This window comes from Polaromonas sp., assembly GCF_039932935.1.
In the GTDB taxonomy this organism is placed as follows: domain Bacteria; phylum Pseudomonadota; class Gammaproteobacteria; order Burkholderiales; family Burkholderiaceae_C; genus Polaromonas.
This window is the reverse complement of sequence record NZ_JBDTPB010000137.1, coordinates 1-20,279: the sequence shown is the minus strand read 5'-3', so window position 1 is coordinate 20,279 and position 20,279 is coordinate 1. Positions and strand designations below refer to the sequence as shown.

The window sequence follows — 20,279 nt, the reverse complement described above, 5'->3', positions numbered from 1 at the left end:
GGAGACTCATCGCCGGACATCCTCCGCAAAATCATTACCGAGCCTGCAGCTTTTCCGAGGTCCGTCGGCAGGCCATTTCGATGTTCTTAAAAACCCGATCTAAGTTTTTGAAGGCCTCGTCCGCATCATCGCCGAAGGCTTTAAAAAGAAGCATTGCCTGGTACCCGCGGCCTGGGCCTCCGGAACGCGAGATGATTTTGCCGTTCTTGTAGTGCGGTGAGGGAATGAGGTCCTTGTATACGGCAGGGCTGCAAGCAAACCCGACAACGCCTTGATTCCGGGTGAGTTCTCGATCAATAGAACTCAGTTCCCTCCCCATTGAGTTGTAGAGAAGTTCAAACCGTTCATCGCAGTTTTTTGACAAGTCGCGATGCATCAGCATCACTCGACCGTGAACGCTCAATAAGCGCTGCGAATATTTGAAGTCGTGCGGCTCAGGCCCCCGTAACGCGCAGTCGCAGCTTTCCAGCAACGAGTCAGGCCCGTTGAGCCAAGCAAGAAATCGGTAAAAGGTTTGAATTGCTGGCTCATGTCCGAGGGCAACAAAATCTTCCAAAACCTCGGCTATACGCTCCGGATGGTGTTTGAAATCAACAAAACCCGTCTCGCCGCGTCGTATCGCGACAAACGGATGCACACGCGGATTCGGGAACCCTTCGCTCTGGTCCTGATAGACGTCCATTGCTCCTCCCAATCGTTTGCCAGCTAGTTGTATCTAACATCCTCCCGTGCGGCCCTCACGCAACCGCCGGCGGCAAATTGAACTAGTTGATCGTCCCGGCCACCATCGTGCTGAGCAGGTCGGCCCTCTGCAAGACTTTGCCCTGGTACCGCACCACGCCAAACGTGTTGTCGACCAGGTACTGCCCGTCTTTGTAGACGTGCACATGTATGCCGCGCTCTTGAGGTCTTTCAGCAGTCCAGAGGACTGCTGGGGTGGACGCCCATACCTGAAAAGGCAGGCCTGCGTACTCATCCAAGTTGATCTCTGCGGTCACGTCGACATACTGATTCGCACGGCTGAACTGATCATGCAGCGGCTTGAGCGGCGTGGATGCGATAGGAATCTTGCTCCACGTGTTATCGCGTCCACAGTTGCCGCACAGATGCTTACGATGGGCTATGCGAGCGAAATCGCCCAGATCCAGGTGTGGGTAACCGCAGTCTCTGCAGTTAATGCAGTCCATCAATTTTCCGGACTCCAGCGCCAGGACGAACTCCAATGCGGACGGTGGCGTCAGATGGACCTTCGAAATCTCGGCGTTGCCAAATAGGTTGTCGGTGGCGTTGTAATGCAAGGATAGCGCCTGAAAGTCTTGATCGATGACCTTGTCTGCGCCTGGTTTCTCTCGCACATGCACATGAATTTTTGGACGCCGTGGCGGCGGAACTCCGTTATGGGTCAATGCCGGCGGCATCGAACACCAAATACCGACCTCAGCGAAGTCTTGGATCTTGATATGGCGAGGGTCCACTACATAGGACATTGGCTGAGCGTGACCTGAACAGCGCACAAGACCGTGTGCCACGGAATCTTGTATGTCGCCCTTTGTGCCCCAATGGCACTGATGTGTTCGGCACCACCAGCGGTCTTGGCCGTTTCGCATCTTGCCCGCTGCAACGATGTCGCAATCAAGAACGGCATCGTTGCCATGTTGCCCCGGGAAACGGCCTAACATGTCCTCGTTACATACCGCGATATTGCCTAGCGTGCGGCCATATGACCAACAAATCGCCTCGCGCACGACAGCAGCATGTTGCTGAGCGTTCTGGACCGGTTGCTCGTACCCGAGAAAGCTCCGGTTGACCTTCTTTGACACACTCTGCGTCAGGTCCCACTCGTAGGCATACAGCGCCAGCCGGCCCGTGTTCTCCTCATACTGCCGCTCGATTTCCATCTTTGGCTCCCAAAGTGCACCGTAGCGCCAAGACGCTGGGCTACATGTCGTAGTTGTACCGCTTATTATGGATGCGCGTGCGCGCTGAATTCACGCCTAAGAGGCGTTACGGCCAAAATGCTGAGTTCCATATACCTCCCATGAAACCCTGCCAGGTAGCTACCCTTCGATGATTCACGGCCTGTTGCTTGACTCAGAGCGGCCTACGCTCACCGCATCCCTTTCACCGCGCCAGAGCTACCCGCCTACCTGGCGGACCGTCGGCGTCGTGCGAGATCTACACACCAGAGTAGGTAAGGAGCCTGCACCCCGTCGCGTCTCCAGCCTCCAAGTGCTCGCCAACTACGGTATCGTTGGCGACCGGCATGCCTCCCCAACCTCACCGCGGCAGATTCTGCTAGCGGGAGAGATCGCGTATCGCAGGTTCCGGTTACCCGAAGCCGCATTACGCGAGAACCTCTTGGTCGACTTCTCCATGGATCTTCTGCGATCGGGCGACCTGCTCCGCATCGGTTCAGACGTCATTCTGTGGGTGACGTTCCAATGCGAGCCGTGCAGCCTGCTTGAGCGCCGCTGCCCAGGGACGATTAAGTCCATAGGCCCTGAGCGTGGCATGTTGGCCAGGGTTCTGCGTGGCGGTGTAGTGCTGGACGGTGACACGGTCTCACTGACAAGTTCTCCGATTCCAGCGATGAGCAATGACTGGCAGACACGGATTTTGAAGGTCGCCCGCGCCGTCCCACCGAAACACTACATCGGGTATCGCCAACTGGCAGAACTGGCGGGCGTGGCGAACGCCTATTGCAGGGCGTTCCCCAGAGTCCTCGCACGACTTCCTGCAGAAATTGGTGGAAGGGTTTTAAGCGCTTCAGCTGTCACGTCAGAACACCTTTGGGATGGCGCCGACTTGTTCGACACAAGTGCTCTTTTTATGAAGCCGGAAATGTGGGAGAGCGCTGAGCGGGAGTGAGTGCTACTCAGAGTAAAGTCGTTCAGGGTCTCGCGCGATCACGCACATTTGTTCTCAGCGTCGGCGTCATGCCACTCCCCCTGTGAAGAGCAGCTGGCGATGCCGTACGGCCGGATAGCTTAACCACCAGATCGTCTGAGACCTTAGCGCCTGCTTGCCAGCGCGTTGACAGATTTTCAGACCAGTATCACCTATTGATCGACTAGCTACGCTGCAGTCGCGCATGGTCATGGAACCGCTACTTCTTGACAGGGTAAAAATTCGCATAATAATATGCATAAATGCCAAGAATAGCCAAACCACCCCAGGCGAATTTGCCCCGCATCCGGAAAGAGCTGCATGCCTATCTGGAAAGGATGGGCTTGACACCCACTGCCTTTGCTACAGCACGGGGAGTCAATCAATCGACGATCCAAAGATTCCTGGCGGCGCGTACCAAGAACGTGACGCCCAAACTGAAGCCGTTGTTAGAGCATGCAGAGATTGACGTGAATATGTGCATAGACGATGTGGCAACTGCGGGGCGCGACAACGTCCGGATTCGCCAGGCGTTGGACAAGGTATGGGACGGCCGAGAAAGCACTGCTGAAATTTTGGCCACGCTGATCGAATCCGTGGGTCCGGTCATCGTGCAGGCGAACCATAGGAGCGCCCCTTGACGTTGGTCAGCCGCTACAGAACTTGTCAACGGCACGTGGACAAGTGCCAAAAACTTGTACGGTGTATATTCATACACCAAAATACGTCAATGGGCAAAGCTAACACCGACCACCAGCATCTCTTGAAGCTGCGCGACCTGTATGCAGTTGACCGCGCATTGCCCAGTTCACTGGCCCGGATGGCTGAGGTCCTGGGATTCAGCTCGGCCAACGCGGCTTTGAAGCTGTGCGACCGTTTGTGTTTGGCCGGTGTTTTGCGTAAGGGACCAGATGGTAAGGTGCTGCCGACGGATCGCTTCTTTGCATTGCCGGTGATGGAGACCAGCGTGCGTGCCGGCACGCCGGACGCTGTCGAGCCTCAGTCGTGGTCGGACGCGATGACGCTGGATAGCTTTCTGATCAGGCGTCCATCGAAGACAGTACTGCTCAAAGTCAAGGGAGACTCGATGCGGGACGCCGGCATTCTGGATGGGGACTTAGCCATCATCGAGCGCACGAAGCAAGCCCGGGAGGGGCAGTTTGTAGTGGCCTTCGTCGACGGCGCCTACACGCTCAAGGAGCTACGGTACGAGGGTAAGCGGCCGGTATTAATCCCGCACAACCCGGAACACAAACCAATCCGTCCTCAATTGGATTTAGAGATCTACGGGGTTTTTCGGGGCCTGGCGCGCAGCCATTGGCCCACCAATGCACAAGGAAGGAGCACTTCATGACTACGACCAGCAAAATCGAATGGACTGAGCAGACCTGGAACCCAACGGTTGGCTGCACCAAAATATCCGGAGGCTGCAAGAATTGCTACGCCGAGAGCATGGCGCACCGGCTGCAAGCCATGGGCACGCCTGGCTATGAAAACGGCTTCCAGCTCACCATGCTGCCGCAGCGGCTGAACGATCCGATACTGCGCAACAAGCCGACCACGTACTTTGTCAATTCGATGTCTGATCTGTTCCATGACCGAATCCCCGACGAGTACATCGAAAAGGTCTTTGAGGTCATCCACAAAACACCGCGTCATACTTACCAGATCTTGACCAAGCGCGCGGCTCGCATGGCGCGCTTCTTCAAAACCCGGGAGGTTCCAAAAAATGCTTGGCTGGGCGTCTCTGTGGAAAACAAGAAGCACGGCGTGCCGCGCATTGACCATCTTCGTAAGGTGCCGGCACACATCCGCTTCCTCTCTGTAGAACCGTTGTTGGAAGATGTGGGCGAACTGGACTTGACCGACATCCATTGGGTGATCGTCGGCGGCGAATCCGGCCCGAAGGCCAGGCCCATGAAGCCTGAATGGGCCGAGTCCGTCCGCGAGCAATGCGAAGAGCAGAGTGTTGCCTTTTTCTTCAAGCAGTGGGGTGGCTGGGGTGCCGATGGCAAGCGCCGCGCCAAGTCCGCCAACGGGCGGCTGCTGAATGGTCGAACCTGGGACCAAATGCCAGCGCAAATGATGGCGCTGGCCTGACGCTGCCGCGCCTGCCTTGAAATTAGCGTCAGTTGTACTAGCATAGGAGCTTCTTAGACTCAACTACAACTACATGACAAAGCGGGGAGACAAGTACAAATGGCGGATTGGTGCCGCGCCACCCTCCATAGACCACCATAGCCTTGTCAAGCACCAAATCGTCCGAGAGTATCTTGGACGCTATATCAAGGTGCTGATGAGCAACTACAACATCGAGAGATTGGTGCTGTCCATCGTCGACGGCTTTGCCGGTGGTGGCGAGTACATTGCGCCGGACGGCAAGGGGCACAGCCCGGGTTCCCCGCAGATCGTGGTCGACACCGTCACCGAGCAAGAGGCTTTGCTCAACATCGGTAGGGAAAAGCCTCGCAAGGTAGACGCCAAGTACTACTTCGTGGAGCAACATCCATCCACACATGCTTACCTGAACGCACTGCTGGCTACGAAATACGGCGATGCACGGTTGGGAAAGGACATCATCTCGGTTCCAGGCGCCTTTGACGCCCTCGTTCACAAGATCAATCAGGACATCATCCAACGACAAGGTGGGGGACGCGCGGTCTTCTTGCTTGATCAGTACTCCTATGACAAAGTGCCGGCTCCACTGATTAGAAAGATTTTCACCGAGGTGGAGAAGCCCGAGGTGATCCTGACCTTTGGCGTGGACTCGCTGATTTCATTCTTGGCAGACAACTCTCAAAGCCGAAAAAAGATGGAAGAGCTCGGCCTGGACGCCCACATTGACTGGGCATCCCTCGAATCGCTGAGGGGCGCGCCACCGGCGGTCTGGCGCTCGGCCATCCAGCGCAACTTGGCCAAGGGCCTGATCGAAAGCAGCGGTGCCACCCATTCCACCATCTTCTACATTACGCCCATGGGCAACTCGTCCTGGACGTACTGGCTGGTCCACTTGTCCAAGAATTACAAGGCGCGCGACGTCATGATGGAGTTGCACTGGGAGATGGCCAATCATTTCTCGCATTATTTAGAGCCCGACCTGTTCACCCTAGGCTACCGCGCTGGAAGCGACAAGGCCGCCACCAAGCAACATGACATTGAGCTGGGCGAGGCTCATTATTTCGATGCGATTGCCTCCGATAAATGCAAAAGAGGGCTTGGCGAAAAGCTCGTACCTCTGCTATTCGACCGCAGTGATCCTATTGAGTTCCGACAGCTCACCGAGTTGATTGGCAGCCTGACGCCGGCGACGGCCGGCATGATCAGGGACTCGCTCGACGAAGCTGTCCGGGCCGGCGAGTTGTTGGTGATGTCTGCAGATGGCAAGACCCGCACCAAGGGGAGCTCCATCAAACCGGGCGATCGGCTTCAGGCTAAACAGAGGCCACTGATCTTCCTCAGTTGAGGCCAGGGGGCGTCAGGACGAGCTGTTCCTTTTTCTCGTAGTGCAGTGGGTGCTTTGGCCGGAGGCTGGTCGAATTGACATTGCTGACTTTGCCCGCTTTGATCAAGCGAGCCAACGACGCCTGCAGGTCGTTGGGTGTCCACCCCTGCCGCTCCAAGATATCGGCAAAAGCGCCCTCGTCCACTACCGTGGGATTGGTCGACAAGTAACCCAGCCAGAACTGATCCACAACCTCTGGGCTGGCTTGCTCGCTATCGTCGTTCAGGTCGTCGTTCATATCAGCGAACATGTCGTTCATCCCACTTTGCTGCTGCCGGATCTCGACCTTCTTGGCGGCGCGGACGCGCTTCTGAATAAGCTCGACACCCTGCGATATTTGCATGAACTCAATGATGCCCACGGGGTGGGTAGTCAGGTAGACCAGGTGGTACTTGGCGCGCTCCCTGTCTCTGTCCATCACACGCACATAGGCCGTTCTCGGCCCAAACCTGGCCCGTTGAGGTGGTAGGGCGTTCTTGATGCCCGCGCGGTAGGTGCTAAGTAGCGCCATCTCCCGGATCTGGGGGGCCGCTCCTTCCAACCCCTGGACAACCTCAACTGGCTGATCGAGAAACTCGGCGATTTCATTCTGCCACTCGCGCATCGCTGCGGTGCGGTTGATAAAGTCGTACATGAAATTGATCAGAAATTCCGACCGTGGCCGAGCGAGAAGTGTGCGCAGGTTTGGAACGCCAACCGTTTTCCAGCCCTTGGGGTCGATGAAGAAGAACGCAAATGCTGTGTTCCCGCACCATTTGAGGATGTCCTGACGAAGGGCGAGGAAGTCGCCTTCCTTGCACTGGGCATCGACGCCTGCAGGTGTCGCCTTTTGCAGGTAGTCGGATAACCGCCCGAAGGCCCGCTTGTCCAATTCGATGTACAACGCGCGCATGGTCGCGTCGACACCGAGCTTGGCCAGCTTCTGCTTGCACATGGCCATGGTGCGCATAGAGATGGCGATGGAGGTGCCCTCCATTTGCTCCGAGTCGTCCCCCCAAGGACCAGCAAAGCAGTCGACGTAGCAAATCTCGACCTTGCCTTGGGACCGAGCAGCCATTCCTATGATCAGCAGCAACTTTTCCAGGTAGCTCTCAAGCAATTGGTGCTTGATCCAGGCCTGCTCGCGGCCATCGTAGATCGCAGGCACCAAGATCGCATTTTTTGTCATTTGTTCTCCCCCGAGGTTCACCCCTGAAACATTAAGCCACATCCATGGCTTCAGTTCATTAACAAGCCGCAGGTTTATCGGCGGCCTGTCGAGGGCGCCAGCAGCTCCCAAAGAGGGAGCGGAAGCTTCCGCTGCGCAGGAAGCGCCCCGCCCAGTATTGCCGCCTCCAACTGATTCAAGCTATCAAACGCATTAGCACTCAGCCCTCCCCGAAGATGCCGAACATAGTCGGCAATAGCCTCGTCGGTTTTCTGCGAGGTTATCCAGTACAGCACCTGCTCGATAGGGGCGATCTGTTGAAGAAACTTGTCGACTTGAGAACAACCCTCGGGGGTCAAGCAATAAAACTTCAATCGCCCATCACTGGCCGCGCGTCCAGGAACCTGATCGACCCGCGAGATAAAACCACGTTTGACAAGCTTAGGTAGCTGGTTCGCAATCCGGCTGTCGGGAATACAAAGTTTGCCCGCTAACTGGCCCAAGGCCTGCGGGGTGCGCGGCCGGACCGCGCCCTCCGCCGGCTCCGCCAATATCCAACAGACCTGAATCTCTGTTTGATTCATGTCCAGGCTGCGGCATGCCTCCCCCACGAGACTGCTAGCGATATCGCCCAATACAAGAAGATCTGTTAGACGCACGGCTTCATACAACTATGAGCCGCAAATTGGCAACAGGTGAGACCACGTTGTACTCCGGCGACGGTTTCAAAATTATTTTTACCCGGAATAAATTACGGAGTTCATTCAAATTTGAATGAACTTTATTCAATATTGAACGACTTTGAAGTTTACACAAGCGCGCGTTGCAAAGTTCCGCCAACTACATTTCTGCAGAAATTTTCCTTCAATTTCGAGGCGTCCGCGGAGGACTTGCACCGAATTGGAAGGCTGCTCATGATGAGCGGATGAGCAATGTAGATGCCTCCAAAGAGGCCGAACCTGTGCAGACCAAGGCCGAACTTGAAAACCTTCGGTTGCGGGAAATGGAGCGCTCCATCGCGGCGCACCTGATGGATCGCTACGGCCCTGTTCTCGATATTAATGCGTTGGTCGCCACCTTGAAATTCCCAAGCAAGGACGCTCTGGAGAGAAGTCTTGAGCGCGGACACCTTCGGCTCGCCATTACCGATATGCCGAGCCGGCGTGGAAAGTTTGCGCTTGCGCAAAACGTTGCACGTTATCTGGTGGAGCGGTCGGCCGACAAGGATTTTCAGGAAAGCGCAGAGGAGGCGCTCGACCTGGGAAAGGAGCGGCCGCAATAAGCAGCGCCGATAACAGCAGGTCCTGACCAGGTGTGAAGACCGAGGTCAGGACCTTTCGAGAGCTGCATCCACAGAGGATGTACTCATCTTATTGACCGCAGATTTCCTCGTCAAACTCGTGGGGGAATGAAGCGCGCATGCTGTTCTAGGTTGCCCTAGGTTCCACTCAGTTGCCCAATAGTCGTTGCCGAATTGCGACATCGCAAACCGGCATCTGGGCGGAGCCTTGCCGAAATCGGCCGCATTAAGCCTCGCGAGAGGTGTTTTTGTGGAGTGAACAGCATGTTTGAGCAAGCGAAATACAAGAAGCCCAACAAGGATTTGGAGCGACAGAAACGGGCCATGAGGAAAGGGCGCGGCCTAGGAGAAGAAGACCAATTCAGTCCGTTTATCCAGGTAGGGAGAGGAGACTTCCCGTCCCACGGGCGCTCGGAAGTAGTGAAGGATCCAGTGTCGGGGCGGCAGCACCACTTCCTGTCCTGGTTGGAGTACTTCATTTTCCTGATGCTTCTGCACTTGGGCGCAGTGGAGATCCGTGAGCAATTTCCTTTGGGCCTCGAAGATGATGATGCCGACTTCCCGGGTAGGAATTGGGAAGGCTTGGGAACCCTCTCCGCCGCGCAAGCGCTGTCCATCAAGCATCCGCAAATCACGATCGACGTGCCCCGAGTCCAGACCACCGATCTACTGGTGATTGACCCGTGGACTCATTTCGCAATTTTTATCCGGTATGAAAAGGACGTCCCTCGTTTTGGCCGTCAACTGGATCTTTTGAAGCTGCATACACGCTATTGGACTGAGCGAGGCATCAAGCACTATGTCCTGACGGACAAGGACATCCACCTACCGTTGATAGACCTTTTGCTCTGGGCCTTTCCAAGCCGACGAACTCATCCAGACGGAGCGTCAGCGGAATTTCTGGACTTCCTGAAAAGTTGCGAGCCGCATAACAAGCTGCAGGCTGAACTCATCAAATGGCGCGGCATCGACGGGCTACCTGATACCTTCGACGAATTTAAGGCGGGCGTTTTCGCCGGTCAGATTGCCGTTACTGTCAACTCATCCATGTTGCGCCCGTTGAACCGGCCTTGGGACTTCACGGTGGTTGATGACCCCTGTCCACATACACGGCTGCAGCGCTTCTTCAAAAGCAAAGTGGCGCAGCATGACTGACACCCAAGACCCTCCGGCGCCAGCGGTTCTGAAGCTGATGGTCCGCGATGCTATTTCAGTTTCTGGCTCGAATCTCTTGCCCGACGGTGCTCACCGATTGGTCTATATCAATCCGGACAACGACAGACATGTTTTCAAACGACTTACCACAAAGACCCTTGGGTCCGACGGCATACCGGTTTCCTCGGCCGGGAGAATCCGGGAAGACCTTATCAGCTCTGTACGGGTTACAGACCTCAAAACCCTCGAACGGCAGTCTTCAAGATTAAGCCTCATCGAGCCGGTCAAACGCCTGTCGACGGCGAAGGAGAGCTCAAAAAAGGCAGCCAAGCGAGATAAAGCCGCGCGAGACCCCAACGGTACAGCCGTAGAGCTAAAGCCCAATAAGCGACTCGTGCTCCTGAGGGCGATGTGCCATCAAGAAGTTCTCCACGAAGTATTGATTGAGAAATCGCACAAACCGTTATATGCGCTGGCAACCGAACACGGGGTAGCGCGCCAGCAGGTCAAACGCTTGTTCTATCGGCTTCTGGACGTTGGGTTAGATCCCGAAAGGGCCGCGGCCAGAGGCTACTCACGCGCGGGGAAACAGAAAAACCGCAGCTACGAGAAAAAGCAGGGACGGCCATTGAAGATGGTCAAGAACGAACTTGGCGCCATGTGGAGGGGCCTCAATACCGACGATCAGCACCGTCGCGATATTGCAACCTTCATCCAGAGCGGCTATAGGCCTGAAAATTCAAAAAAAACGAACTATCGAGATTTCAAACAGCGATTCGCCGTTCGGCAAATTCATGCGCTGGACAATGGCAATATCGTGAGGGAAATGCTTCCTGAAGAGGAGTACATCACCTATTCCCAATTCACGTATCACCTTCAGAAACTTATACCGGCCATACATGACCGGCTGAAAGCCCAGACCATTGAGGCAATCACGCTCCGGGCCATGCGCATCCACATCGGCAATGCGCGATCACACATCCTGTGCCCAGGCCATACCTTGCTCATCGACAGCACGGTTGCGGATGTCCATCTCGTCTGCTGTTTTGATCGTGCGAAGTTGATTGGCCGCCCCATCCTGTATTTTGTGGTGGACGCACTCACGTCAACGATCGTCGGGCTTCACATTGGCCTTCGATCACCTTCCGGCGTGGAGGCCAAAATTGCGCTTTATAACGCGATGTCGGACAAGACCGCGTGGCTGAATCGGTATGGTCTGGGTGCCTACGCGCCTCTTTTTCCGTGCGCACCCCACCCTCATGAGGTTCTGTCGGATCGCGCCGAACTCCATTCCATTGCCGGCCGCGCCATGTCAAATGATCTGTCGTTCAACATGGGATATCCGCCCCCGTATCAAGCAGCGTGGAAAGGCATTGTCGAGCGGCTGTTTAGAACCACGAACGACATCAGCATCCACTGGCTGCCGGGCTCAACGCGCGGACGCGCGCGTGAACGAGGTGAACGTGACGTCAGACTGGACGCAGTACTGACTCTGGACGAATTCATCAAGATCATCCTGTACGGCGTCCTGTTGTGGAATCAACGAGGCAGTACCACCGCCTTTCTCCCACCTGAGGTTTTTGAGGATGAGGTGTCTCCCGGCCCAGTTGGCTACTACAACTGGGGGTTGCAGAATCTTCACGGGTCACCGCGTTACTTTCCCCAGGACGAGATGATTGTCCGCCTGCTTGAGCCTCACGACTGTCGGGTCGCGGGCGCTGGCATTGAGTTGGATCGCCTCCGCTGGGTAGGCGATTGGATGAAGCAACCTGACATTACGCTCTCCGGTTTGATCCATCAGGAGGCGCAACTGTACCGTGATCCTCACAACCCAAAGGAGGGTTTTGTACGCTTGCACGGCGAACAAATATTGCGCCCGGTGCACATGCACGATATGCCGATTGACGGCACCGAACGTGACATCGAAGAGTACCAAGCGCACTTGCAAGCCGCGCAACAGATCCATCTCAAGAAGACCGAAAACCTGGAAACCACGTTGTTGCACCACGCGGACAAGGTTGTCGTCCAAGCCAAGCATCTCACCAAACAGGCCAAGGTGGCGAACCCTCAGTCCAACGCGTCGTTTCTCGCCGGGCTTGACGCCAACCGTGCCGCCGAGATCAACAACGCCCAAAGCTGTCCGTCATCCATGCCAACGCCTGCCGCCGCCGAGGCTCGCAATCTTGCATCTTCACTCGCCAGCCGCAACTTTCTCGCCGGCCTGGCCAATCTTTCCAAGGAAGCACCGAAATGAATACCAATATCACCGTCTACAACGCCTCGTCTGTCCCGTCTTTCTGTGTCGGCAACCCATTATCGGAGGCGCTACCGCCGCTGCCTTCGGATGGCGGCCTCGTCGGCGCGCTCCTCAAACCGCCTCGTGGCGATTTCTCACTAGAACGCGCCGGGTGCGCCTCGAGCTTCTATGAAATTTCTTCCCTTTTGGACATCAACGTACCTCGACCAGAAAGTCCGATCGTCACCACTCGGATTTTCAGCATGATCCACAACACGTACGCGCGGATAAACCCCCTCAGCGTTGACTTTGTACGCAGCGTCAACGAGATCGACAAGGAGCTTATTCTAAGAAATGAAAAGCGCGAGTTTCAAAGCGACGCAATGACACTGCTGGCCTGGAGCGGGATGGGTAAGACTACTCTGATCAGATCCATCGCCGAGTTATTGCCGCGGGTCATCGAGCACACCGCATACAACGGCAAGCCATTTATTCAAAAGCAGGTTGTCTGGCTGTCGGTGGATGCGCCTGTAGGCGGCTCTCCAAAGGGCTTCATGCTCAATGTTGGCCAAGCCTTGGACAAAGCACTGGGGTTGTCCGGGTCGGCCCGCTATCAGGACGCCCTGGAAGGGTTATCGGCCGAATCCATGAAGGTTCATATTGCACGCGCCCTTCGTATTCACTGCGTGGGCCTGCTTCACGTCGATGATGTCCAGCGATGGGGCGAAGCGGATGCCAAGCTCAGGCTAACGTCAGTCGCGATGCTGGTGGGCCTAAGCAACACGATCGGCTGCTCACTGCTGTTGTCAGGCACGCCTGAGGCGCTAACAGTTTTGCAGACCAGCTTCGAGTCCAGTCGGCGAGCCAACCGGCGTTCGGCCGTGATCCTTGAGTCGCCTCTTGCAATCGACGACGTTTTTTTCACCGCACTTATCGACTACTTGTTCAGCTTCCAGGTGTGTCAGCCGCAGGTAGCACCCACCACAGCTATGCGCAAGGTACTGTTGACCCTGACTGCAGGCGTGCCCGGCGTGCTGACATCTTTATACGTCGCGACGCAGGAAACTGCCCTGACGCTGAATGTGCCGTTGTCTTCCGCTTTGTTTCAAGAGGTTATGCAAAGCGACTTTGCGATCCTGAGCAAATCCGTCAAGGATTTACGGGCACTCCGCTCGAAAGGAAGAAATAGCTGGGACGCAGAAGTCGACAAGCAGTTCAGCAATTTTTTGGACACCCGTGCTAAGGAGAAGAAGTGACCTCGGATATGCTGACTTTCTTGCCCCCAGTCGGAGATACAGAAACGCTGTACTCCATCTGTTCGGCGCTCCACCATCTCCGGGGCGGGCCTTGCTGGAAAAGAGCTGGAATTTCCTTCTTCAGGGATCCTCGCGCCAGTTCCCATCGGCAACTTCCGCGAAATCTCGATCACTTTTGCCAGGTTACGCGCAACTTGTTTGGAACTGCCGAAGAAATTGTCCATGACAGGACGATCGTCGGATTTCACGCAAGATTTATGGATGACAGCGCCGCCAAGCGATTTGTAGCTGCCACCCGAGGTCCACGCAACAACTTAATCCGCTTCCCGAACCCTGAGGCGAGAAAGCTCAGACTCTGCGTTCAGTGCGTTATGGATGACCGGGAAGCACTCGGTCGTGGAACCTGGAGGCTCGAACACCATCTAGGAGCGAGAGTCTGCATGGACCATGGGCGCGATCTTCTTGAAATTGTATTCAATTCATATCAGTCCAGCTCCTGGTTGCGTCCAGATGATTTCGTAGATAAGAATCCTACGCTCACGCCCGTGATATTTTCCGAAGACCAGGTGAGCTGGATGGCCCTGGCGCAGATACTGTGGATACTTAAGTCACACCCGCGGATCTGCACTCCATTGCTACATCATGTGTTAGCCGAGAAGCTGGCCAACATAGGGGCAATCACCGCAGCGCGCTTTCTCAATTCGGCATCGACCGCCTCGTGGTTAAAAGAGAAGAGCCTCCCATTTCTACGCCATAACCTTCAGCCGTTGAGCGGGCAATGGCTAAAGTTTCTGGATGGGCGTGGTACCCATCACCCCTTGCGCTGGGCGGTGATATTTGCAGCCTGCATGGATCCTTGGGAGTTGAATGTTGCGCTGGGAAAAGCCTATTCGCTCCAGGCAACACTCGAAGGACGCTGGGAGGCTTCAGGCCAAGGGCATCTAGACCTACTTCCACAAGATGTCTGGGATGCGTTGCTGGACGGTATCAGCGTCCCTGAGGTCGCTCGCAATTGGGGGCGAGCACCGGCGAGCATCAACCGGGCTCTGCGCCTCAATCCCGAATTGAAAGCGCTGAGAGATGCGAAGATCACGAAAGATATCCTCACTCCAAAGCGCGAATGGGTCTGCGGGTTCCTGCAGCGGGTGCCACATGCATCCCGAGCAGACCTTCGCAAGGTAGACTCCGCAAGCTTGCGCTGGCTCGATTTAAATGACAAGGAATGGCTCTGGAGGCAACTGCCTCCAACTAAATCCGGCCGCTGGCCTCAGCGCCCCCTCTTTCCAGTCCAAACTACTTATGCACAAAGCCTTAAGTCAGCTAGAGCATCTTCTGCCATTTGACCAACCGGTTAATGATGAGCATTGGATTGAGACTTCAGCGGTTTTCGCTGAAACTCTGTGGGGTTTGTCGTCAAAACTTCTCCGCGCAGCGACAGCCACATTTCCAAAAAGGATTTTTGTCGAATCGAAACAAGAGGTCCTAGTAACGCGAGAGCCGGCCATCGTGGTCGCAGAATTTCGGCTGCGGCCGCAATCGAGTTATTACAAAAAGACCGCACAGGAAGTTCCGAGGCCGGAGAATCCAAAAGGTGACGATGCGACGGGCATCCAAGTCGGACTGCTACTGTGCCGGCGCCATGCCATACGGCATCGTCTTCACGGGCCTTATTTATCAGTCGAGTTCTCAGTGTGGGGAAGGCGTGAGCGTGCAAGTTTCCAAGAGTTCTTCTCGGGGCATCGCAGGTTTATTGAAAGATTGCTGAATGACAGCGGGTTGCGCTTCCGAACCTCAACGCCTTTTGCAAATGTTGACGGGTTTCGCGGTACCAATGCCTTCAGAAAGATGGACCTCTACTTTGAAAATGAGTTCGACCCGGAACATAGCTTTACGCTGGAAAGAACCGTCGACTCTACAGGCACGTCGGAAGAATTGACGCAGACCCTTGCATCGTTGATCGCCCTATACGATTGCGCGGTTGGGTACTGCAATGTGAAGAAGAATCGGGATAGAGCGTTGGATTATTCGACGTGGATCAGCAGCAAACAGTCTGGTGCAAAGGATCTATGAATAACACCCCTTACACAACGCCGGTCACCATCTGGTTTGAGCTACCTTACTTCGTGGGCGTTCAGTACAAGAAGCGGCATATTTGGACTTCGCCTAGTGGCCACAATGTTGTTGCTACGCTCAGTCTTCACCAAGACATAATTAAAGTCTACGAGGTTGACTACCTCGCGGAGAAGGAACAACAGGAACTTCGATTTAGCGCTATCAAGGCTGGCAAACGGGATCGCTCGCATAAAGTGTCTTGGCTCCCAAGATTTGTCGTCAAGTCCAAATATGAAGAGCTGTCTCTTAAATCTAAGGATCGAGGGTTCGGAGTTCCTACGCTATCAGCACTTAAGGTTCAAACTAAAGCGCCAGCAAGTGGACTCCTCCCGTTCTCTTTCTATTCTGACTTCCTTGTTGAATTGTTGAATGAAATCGTTACGGCGTACCGTGTGGCAGCTTTACCTGCCATGCGCTACCAGTTGCATCCCTTGTCGGAAGCAAACCTGGGAGCTGCTTATGTTTTCTTTCCAGGCAAAAAAGGGGGGACAAAGTACGGCTTTGATGTTCGCGGCCACGGTCAATCGATATTTGAGCATTACGGCGCCAGCGTTGGAGTGGGCGCGAGGTTTAAATCTGCGCAAATACAGCCGCCAACGGCGCAAGAAAGCACCTTTTCGTTGGTGTGGCCGCTACTTCACGCTCGCCGAGAGTCAGAGGCGCTGCTGATAGCAGTTGGGGTCTGCGATTCGCTGCTTCGGGAGCTCGTCTTTAAATGTGCGCCCAGTGAGCAAATTGCAGAGATAGTTTGGATGGCGAAGAGGTCAAGAACCGAAGACATCTTCAAAGAAATTCTTCCTGCATTTGGCGTACCTAGGCTAGATAAGGAGAATCCGGCACTTTGGACTAAGTACAAAAAAGCAAGAGCGGAACGCAGCACTGTGGCTCACGGCGCTGTGAAGCCCAAAGAGGCAAAAGAACATGCAGAAGCACTGGCTAGCATAGCTGCATGGCTATGCGCGAAACTGGGATCTCCGAGAGGTCTTTGGCGACTTGGCATGAATGATCCGGATACGGGCATCCCATTCAGTCAATTTCCCATTTGATATTTGGCCAATGGCGCTGACCGTAGAGTCTTCTTTTTCCGGCCGATTACCTTCGTTAGAGGCCCCTTCTAACAATTTTGTTTGATTTAGAAAATCAACTTTTTTGAAGAGCAATTCGGGCAAAAGGGTGCCGTAACCCGTTGATTCATATGGCGCCCGAAATCAATCTTTATTGTTAGGCACAGCTGCGCCGTCGGCTCCAAGGGGTTTGCCAGCCGGCAAAGAATGGTTACAAACTCCATGGCTCCTAGCCGTAGGGGTCAGGACGCGTCGAAGGCACCCGCCAGCCATTCGATGGCCGGTGCGGTTTTTCCGTCCTGCGCGCCGTTAACCAGTACCACGTCAAAGCGACAGGGCGGCAGGCTGGCGAGGTGCATCAGGTAGTGACGCGCGGCCAGGACGATGCGCCGCTGCTTGGCAAACCCGATACTGGCCGCCGCACCGCCATGTGTAGCCCCCGTACGCTGGCGCACCTCTACAAAAACGAGCGTGCCATCGGACGTGCGCATCACCAGGTCAATCTCGCCGCCGCCGCGTCCAGGCGTCCGGTAATTACGCGTCACCAGCACCAGTCCAGCCTTGGCCAGGTGGGCCTCTGCGGCGGATTCCGCCGCATCTCCCCGCGACTTGGTGGTAACCTGCCCGGGCAAGGCTGGGGCCTCAGAGGCTTGCGCATTCAACGCCGCCCCGCCAACCTGTTTTTTGGAAAACCACATTGAACGCTTCCTTCGAACTGGCACTGGATGCGGCACGCGCCGCAGCAGGCATGCAGCATTATCCGGAAAGTGCACTCTACGTCGTAGCCACCCCGATCGGGAACCTGGCCGACATCAGTCTGCGCGCGTTGCAAGTGCTGCAGCTCGTCGACGCCATCGCCTGCGAAGACAAACGGCACTCGCAGCCCCTGCTGAGGCAATACGGGATCGACAAGCCCTTGCTGGCCGTTCACGAACACAACGAGGCGCAAGCCGCGGGCCTGGTCATTGAGCGCCTTCAGCGCGGCGAGCGCGTGGCTTACATCAGTGATGCCGGCACGCCGGCGGTGAGTGACCCGGGGGCCCGCCTTGTGGCCGCCGTTCGGGCTGCCGGGCTGACCGCCATGCCCCTGCCAGGGGCCAGCAGCGTCACGGCAGTGTTGAGCGTGGCCGGACTTGGCAGCCCGGGCGGTGACACCAGTTTCGTGTTTGCCGGTTTTTTGCCCAGCAAAGCCGGCGAGCGCGACCAAGCCATCCAGAAGCTGCAGAACGACAACCGGGCCATCGTCATTCTGGAAGCGCCACACCGCATCGAGGCGCTGGCGAAAGCGCTGGCCGTGCTGCAAGACCGCCTGGTCACCGTGGGACGAGAACTGACCAAACAATTTGAAGAAATTGCGACCGTACCGGCTCAAGACTTCGCCGGCTGGCTGGCTGCAGGCGCCCAGCGCACGCGTGGCGAGTTTGCCTTGGTGCTGCACCCTTGCGCCGTCGCGGACAGCCCCGAAGACGGTACGCGGGTGCTGCAGCTGTTGCTGGCGGAGTTGCCGCTCAAGACCGCGGTGAAGGTCGCCGCAGAAATCACCGGTGTGGGGCGCAACGAGCTCTACGACACCGCACTCAAGCTGAAGAAGGAATGAACCCCAACGCCGACCAGCTCTGGCGCGCCCCGCGCTGGACACTTGCCGCCCTGCTCGCTGTGCTCGGCATGCTTGGGCCGTTTTCGATTGACACCTACATTCCCGCGTTTTCCGGCATGGCGCAGTCGCTGGGTGCCTCACCGGTGGAAATGCAGCAGACCTTGTCTGCCTACCTGTTCGGGTTCGCCTTCATGAACCTTTTCCACGGGGCCTTGGCCGACAGCTTTGGCCGCCGGCCCGTGGTGCTTTGGGGTATCGCGCTGTTCACTCTGGCGTCGGCAGGCTGCGCATTTTCGCAAAGCATTGGGCAGCTGGTGTTTTTTCGCGCGATGCAAGGCCTGTCGACAGGCGCCGGCATTGTGGTGTCGCGCGCCGTCATACGCGACATGTTCCCACCGGCGCAAGCCCAGCAGGTCATGAGCCAGGTCACCATTTATTTCGGCGTGGCGCCGGCGCTGGCGCCCATCGTCGGTGGCTGGCTGTTTGTGCATCTTGGCTGGCACAGCATCTTCTGGTTTCTGACGGGCGTCGGCGCGGTTCTGTGGATCACCAATTTCCGGTTTTTGCCCGAAACCCTGCCGCCGCAAGAGCGCCAGCCGTTTGAAGTCAGACACCTGATGCGAGGGTACTGGCAACTGGGCTCGAGCCCACGTTTCCTGCTGTTGGCGCTGGCCAGCGGTGTGCCTTTCAACGGCATGTTTTTGTACGTGCTGTCGGCACCGGCCTTCCTGGGAGAACACCTGGGGCTGCAGCCCACCCAGTTCTTCTGGTTCTTTGTGCTCACCATCTCGGGCATCATGTCCGGCGCGTGGCTGAGCGGGCGCCTTGCCGGCAAGATCGCGCCCAAACAACAAATACGGCACGGTTTCGTCATCATGCTGGTCACTTCACTGCTGAACCTCGCTGCCAACCTGCTGTTTACGCCTCATGCATCCTGGTCGCTGTTTCCCATCGCCGTGTTTGCTTTCGGCTGGGCACTGATGGTGCCCGTCGTGACGCTACTGGTACTGGACCTTTACCCGGAGCGGCGCGGCATGGCTTCTTCCCTGCAAGCTTTCGTGGGGTCCACCGCCAACGGCATCGTAGCCGGTGTTATTGCACCGCTGGCCATGCACTCAACGCGCGCATTGGCGGCCGTGTCGCTCGGGATGATGTGCATCGGGCTGGTCGCCTGGATCTATCTGCATCACCGCTGGCCGGACATTGGCAGTTCAGCCCAGTAAGCGATCCGCCGGGCGCCGGTTAGCAGCCGGAACAAGCAGGCAGCGGCCCCGGCCTTCATTCATCGGTCATTGACCCGCATGGGAAACTCCATGCCCTGCCCGGCGCGCTGGACCACATTGTTGCCGTCCAGGTAGGCCCAGAAAAACATCGGCTGGTCGCCGCTGTCTTGCCAGCGGTAAGTCATGATGTCCCCCGGCCACGAAGCCACGTGGTCAATCGTTGCCGGCCGGCCAAACTCACGCTCCATGTCCCAGCGTGTCCACTTCCCGGGCTGGACCCTGGCGAACTCCGCAGGCGTGAGGACCTGCCTTGCACTGACCACGCGGCCAGCGGTGTCCAGGTCCACCATGTTGGCGAACCGCCCGAGCGGCTGCCCCGAGTACTGCAGGCGCGTTCCTGTGTCGAGGGCCACAACACGCGACGGTTTGCCGTAGTGCGCGATGACCTCTTCACGTGTCATGCCCGGCTTGATCGAGGTGAAGGCGCAACCAGCCAACAACGCCACGCCTATAAAACTTGAACCCCATCTGAACCCATTCATCGCGCACTCCTGATATTGACGCCATCGGAAAACATGAGACTTTCGCGCACCCCGGAATGTTCCCGCCAAAGTGCTGGCTGTCGAATTTACTTTATTCAGATCGCGCGCGTTCCCGGGCTCCGGCAAAGACAGCGCGCGTGCCGAAAGCTTTTCGGCAGTGCACGTGGCACAAATGAGGAAGGATGGCGTGATTCGCTGGTTGCCTTGACAGGGTGCTTTAACACCCCAGGTAACGCAAATATGGTGCGGCTGGCGGGGA

At 56.5% G+C, this 20,279-nt stretch carries 20 protein-coding genes; 14 read left to right on the top strand and 6 right to left on the bottom strand.

The window, feature by feature from the left end; all coding sequences use genetic code 11:
• Nucleotides 1-34: 34 nt before the first annotated feature.
• Nucleotides 35-682 (bottom strand): hypothetical protein, encoded by a 648-nt coding sequence (locus ABI546_RS20275; RefSeq protein WP_348049603.1) that lies wholly within the window; start codon nucleotides 680-682, stop codon nucleotides 35-37.
• Nucleotides 683-764: 82 nt separating this feature from the next.
• Complete coding sequence (locus ABI546_RS20270) at nucleotides 765-1,898, bottom strand: hypothetical protein (RefSeq protein WP_348049601.1); 1,134 nt, start codon at nucleotides 1,896-1,898, stop codon at nucleotides 765-767.
• A 169-nt stretch (nucleotides 1,899-2,067) separates the two neighbouring features.
• Between ABI546_RS20270 and ABI546_RS20265 the strand changes: the two genes are divergently transcribed.
• The 5 genes from ABI546_RS20265 to ABI546_RS20245 all read left to right on the top strand — a co-directional run bounded on the left by ABI546_RS20265 (nucleotide 2,068) and on the right by ABI546_RS20245 (nucleotide 6,349).
• The gene (locus ABI546_RS20265; RefSeq protein WP_348049599.1) at nucleotides 2,068-2,868 is read left to right on the top strand and encodes an MOSC domain-containing protein; all 801 of its coding nucleotides are present in this window, start codon (nucleotides 2,068-2,070) and stop codon (nucleotides 2,866-2,868) included.
• 281 nt (nucleotides 2,869-3,149) lie between these two features.
• The gene (locus tag ABI546_RS20260; protein WP_348049597.1) at nucleotides 3,150-3,527 is read left to right on the top strand and encodes a hypothetical protein; all 378 of its coding nucleotides are present in this window, start codon (nucleotides 3,150-3,152) and stop codon (nucleotides 3,525-3,527) included.
• Nucleotides 3,528-3,616: 89 nt separating this feature from the next.
• Nucleotides 3,617-4,240, top strand: a complete 624-nt coding sequence (locus ABI546_RS20255; RefSeq protein ID WP_348049595.1) for a S24 family peptidase — start codon at nucleotides 3,617-3,619, stop codon at nucleotides 4,238-4,240.
• Nucleotides 4,237-4,986: a phage Gp37/Gp68 family protein gene (locus ABI546_RS20250; RefSeq protein WP_348049593.1), complete on the top strand. Its 750-nt coding sequence runs from the start codon at nucleotides 4,237-4,239 to the stop codon at nucleotides 4,984-4,986. Before ABI546_RS20255 ends, ABI546_RS20250 begins: the two co-directional genes overlap by 4 nt.
• A 73-nt stretch (nucleotides 4,987-5,059) precedes the next feature.
• Complete coding sequence (locus ABI546_RS20245) at nucleotides 5,060-6,349, top strand: three-Cys-motif partner protein TcmP (RefSeq protein WP_348049591.1); 1,290 nt, start codon at nucleotides 5,060-5,062, stop codon at nucleotides 6,347-6,349.
• Here ABI546_RS20245 and tcmP read toward each other — a convergent pair.
• The gene (gene tcmP / locus ABI546_RS20240; protein WP_348049589.1) at nucleotides 6,342-7,556 is read right to left on the bottom strand and encodes a three-Cys-motif partner protein TcmP; all 1,215 of its coding nucleotides are present in this window, start codon (nucleotides 7,554-7,556) and stop codon (nucleotides 6,342-6,344) included. The two genes, ABI546_RS20245 and tcmP, sit on opposite strands and share 8 nt — an antisense overlap.
• Nucleotides 7,557-7,630: 74 nt before the next feature.
• The gene (locus ABI546_RS20235; protein ID WP_348049586.1) at nucleotides 7,631-8,119 is read right to left on the bottom strand and encodes a hypothetical protein; all 489 of its coding nucleotides are present in this window, start codon (nucleotides 8,117-8,119) and stop codon (nucleotides 7,631-7,633) included.
• A gap of 239 nt (nucleotides 8,120-8,358) precedes the next feature.
• Here ABI546_RS20235 and ABI546_RS20230 point away from each other — a divergent pair, with 239 nt between their 5' ends.
• From ABI546_RS20230 to ABI546_RS20200, 7 genes are all read left to right on the top strand, one after another.
• Nucleotides 8,359-8,817: a hypothetical protein gene (locus ABI546_RS20230; protein WP_348049584.1), complete on the top strand. Its 459-nt coding sequence runs from the start codon at nucleotides 8,359-8,361 to the stop codon at nucleotides 8,815-8,817.
• 282 nt (nucleotides 8,818-9,099) lie between these two features.
• Nucleotides 9,100-9,990 (top strand): hypothetical protein, encoded by an 891-nt coding sequence (locus ABI546_RS20225; RefSeq protein ID WP_348049582.1) that lies wholly within the window; start codon nucleotides 9,100-9,102, stop codon nucleotides 9,988-9,990.
• The gene (locus ABI546_RS20220; protein ID WP_348049580.1) at nucleotides 9,983-12,244 is read left to right on the top strand and encodes a hypothetical protein; all 2,262 of its coding nucleotides are present in this window, start codon (nucleotides 9,983-9,985) and stop codon (nucleotides 12,242-12,244) included. Before ABI546_RS20225 ends, ABI546_RS20220 begins: the two co-directional genes overlap by 8 nt.
• Complete coding sequence (locus ABI546_RS20215; RefSeq protein ID WP_348049578.1) at nucleotides 12,241-13,482, top strand: ATP-binding protein; 1,242 nt, start codon at nucleotides 12,241-12,243, stop codon at nucleotides 13,480-13,482. The genes ABI546_RS20220 and ABI546_RS20215 overlap by 4 nt, the downstream gene beginning before the upstream one ends.
• 8 nt (nucleotides 13,483-13,490) lie before the next feature.
• A complete protein-coding gene (locus ABI546_RS20210; RefSeq protein ID WP_348049661.1) occupies nucleotides 13,491-14,825 on the top strand; it encodes a TniQ family protein in 1,335 nt (444 codons plus the stop codon).
• Complete coding sequence (locus ABI546_RS20205) at nucleotides 14,782-15,552, top strand: hypothetical protein (RefSeq protein WP_348049576.1); 771 nt, start codon at nucleotides 14,782-14,784, stop codon at nucleotides 15,550-15,552. Before ABI546_RS20210 ends, ABI546_RS20205 begins: the two co-directional genes overlap by 44 nt.
• Entirely contained in the window at nucleotides 15,549-16,640 is a 1,092-nt protein-coding gene (locus ABI546_RS20200) for a hypothetical protein (protein ID WP_348049574.1), read from the top strand. The genes ABI546_RS20205 and ABI546_RS20200 overlap by 4 nt, the downstream gene beginning before the upstream one ends.
• Before the next feature lie 260 nt (nucleotides 16,641-16,900).
• Here ABI546_RS20200 and ABI546_RS20195 read toward each other — a convergent pair whose 3' ends face one another.
• Nucleotides 16,901-17,356: a YraN family protein gene (locus tag ABI546_RS20195; RefSeq protein ID WP_348049572.1), complete on the bottom strand. Its 456-nt coding sequence runs from the start codon at nucleotides 17,354-17,356 to the stop codon at nucleotides 16,901-16,903.
• A 50-nt stretch (nucleotides 17,357-17,406) separates the two neighbouring features.
• Between ABI546_RS20195 and rsmI the strand changes: the two genes are divergently transcribed.
• Both rsmI and ABI546_RS20185 read left to right on the top strand, forming a co-directional pair.
• The gene (gene rsmI, locus ABI546_RS20190; RefSeq protein WP_348049660.1) at nucleotides 17,407-18,255 is read left to right on the top strand and encodes a 16S rRNA (cytidine(1402)-2'-O)-methyltransferase; all 849 of its coding nucleotides are present in this window, start codon (nucleotides 17,407-17,409) and stop codon (nucleotides 18,253-18,255) included.
• Nucleotides 18,252-19,478, top strand: a complete 1,227-nt coding sequence (locus tag ABI546_RS20185; RefSeq protein WP_348049570.1) for a multidrug effflux MFS transporter — start codon at nucleotides 18,252-18,254, stop codon at nucleotides 19,476-19,478. Before rsmI ends, ABI546_RS20185 begins: the two co-directional genes overlap by 4 nt.
• 59 nt (nucleotides 19,479-19,537) lie before the next feature.
• On the opposite strand, the gene ABI546_RS20180 is transcribed toward ABI546_RS20185, so the two are convergent.
• Nucleotides 19,538-20,020, bottom strand: coding sequence for a hypothetical protein (locus ABI546_RS20180; protein WP_348049568.1), 483 nt, complete (start codon nucleotides 20,018-20,020; stop codon nucleotides 19,538-19,540).
• Nucleotides 20,021-20,279 lie beyond the last annotated feature (259 nt).